1 protein-coding gene and 1 pseudogene are annotated in these 1,818 nt (G+C 42.7%); both read right to left on the minus strand.

Features of this window, described 5'->3' with window-relative positions:
* Positions 1–301 precede the first annotated feature (301 nt).
* Positions 302–502, minus strand: a pseudogene (locus ACLGGO_RS35415) (hypothetical protein); the annotation flags it as partial.
* Positions 503–583: 81 nt separating this feature from the next.
* Positions 584–1,755, minus strand: a protein-coding gene (locus ACLGGO_RS35420) for an IS630 family transposase (RefSeq protein WP_446422826.1) whose coding sequence is annotated in 2 segments (ribosomal slippage) — positions 584–1,329 and positions 1,329–1,755 — 1,173 coding nt in all. Because the reading frame shifts where the segments join, the coding sequence is not laid out codon by codon here.
* Between the last annotated feature and the right edge of the window lie 63 nt (positions 1,756–1,818).

A 1,818-nucleotide genomic window follows, 5' to 3' on the forward strand; every position in this document is an offset into this window, starting at 1 on the left:
CGGCTAAAACCCTTGTCTGGTGGTGATGTGATTATGGAGCAAGAGGAAGGGGGGGAAAGCGATCGCGCCCTGAAGGGAGTCGGCTAAAACCCTTGTCTGGTGGTGATGTGATTATGGAGCAAGAGGAAGGGGGGGAAAGCGATCGCGCCCTGAAGGGGGTCAGCCAAAACCCTTGTCTGGTGGTCATTGGTCAAACTTTGGACTTTGGACTTTGGACAAAAAAACTACATTTGCGTAGCTTTTACGCAAATGTAGTTTGAACTTAATTAAGAGGAATCAATTTGACTATGACCGAAAAGTTTTACTCGTCTTTAACTCCCTCATTTTCCCCCGAGATATCCGGCTCAGTTTCTCCCCCAAAACAAACATCTAAATAACTTTCCTGGAGAGAATTAATAACTCTTTCCAATTCGTCGATAAGTCCCCTTATTGTTACTTTCTCCACAGCATCAATATGAGCCTTACTTCCCGCTTTTACTAAATATAAGTATTTGCTTTTTTTATTCTTGTCACTAGCCCTAGGAAAATCGGCTCCAGGGCGTTAGCTTACAATCTTACAGATTAAACCACTCCTCTATGATAATTAGGTTTGCGTATATTTTACGCTGATTAACTTGCAGACCCTAATTGATGGATATAGTCGTTTCAATTTAATCCGAGCATCTTCAGTCGTAAATTGCCAATCTACTTGAGATGCGGTCTGATTTCTACGTTTTTCCCAAGCAGCTACTTCCTCTTTTAACAGTTCCTTTTCTGGAATACGTCGGTCAAGGCATTGTCGAGTTAAAACACTCAATTCAATTTCAGCCATATTCAACCAACTTCCATGCTTAGGGGTGTAATGAAACTCCAGCTTATCAAGAATACGTCTAGCTTCAGCCGGAGGAAAGGCTTTGTAAAGAGATGCTCCCAGGTGGGTATTGAGGTTGTCTTGAACAATTTTAATTTTCTCAGCTTTAGGATAACGTTCATCCACCAGATACTTCATCTGTTGAGCATAGTCAATTTGAGTGCGTCGGTCAGTAACTTCTACATGTCTCCAACCAGTTAAAGGCTCAAAAAACATGAAAAGATTGCAAACCCCCTCTCGCTCATATTCATAGTCAAACCGTTCAATCTGTCCGGGTTCTACTGGTAAAGGCTTCCGGGTTTCTGAAATTAACTGTTTTGAGCTTTCATCAAAACAGACCAAGGGATAATCCGGGTCATAACCACTGGTATAAAGTTGTAAAACCTCTTCCATTTGGCAGACAAATTCCGCATTAGCTTCCGGTGGAATCACCCAAGATTCGTTCAACCATGGCTTAAGTTCGTTTTTTTTAACACTTGTCGCACGCTTTCATGAGAAATGCTCTCTACATACCCCAATACCACCATTTGGTCGGCCAGCAGTCGTAATGTCCAATGTTTATATCCTGGGGGGGCTTTAGAGCAGGTAAGCGCGATCAAATGAGCTTCTATCTCTCCATCTAATCGCCGTCGCTTCAATGAATGCTTCTTTCGAGGAGTAAGTGCATTATCTAAGCTCTCTTCCACAAATCGTTGCCTCACTCTCTCAATGGTTCGGGTGCTGATATTCAAGGCATCACTGATACCTTTATCTGTCCATCCCCCATCCGGATGATTGACATCGGCTTTGAGCAGGATACGAGCATGATTGATTTTGGCAGCAGCTGCTTTTCCGGTTTTGGTTAGTTGTTCTATTGTTTGACGTTCTGATGGAGTCAGGGAGACAATATATCGCTTGGCTGGCATAGCTTATGGATTGGTAGATATACAATTCTATTATCCGTCAAACTTGGCTTGACAGACCACTAG

The organism is Coleofasciculus sp. (genome assembly GCF_046565525.1).
Lineage (GTDB): Bacteria > Cyanobacteriota > Cyanobacteriia > Cyanobacteriales > Coleofasciculaceae > Coleofasciculus.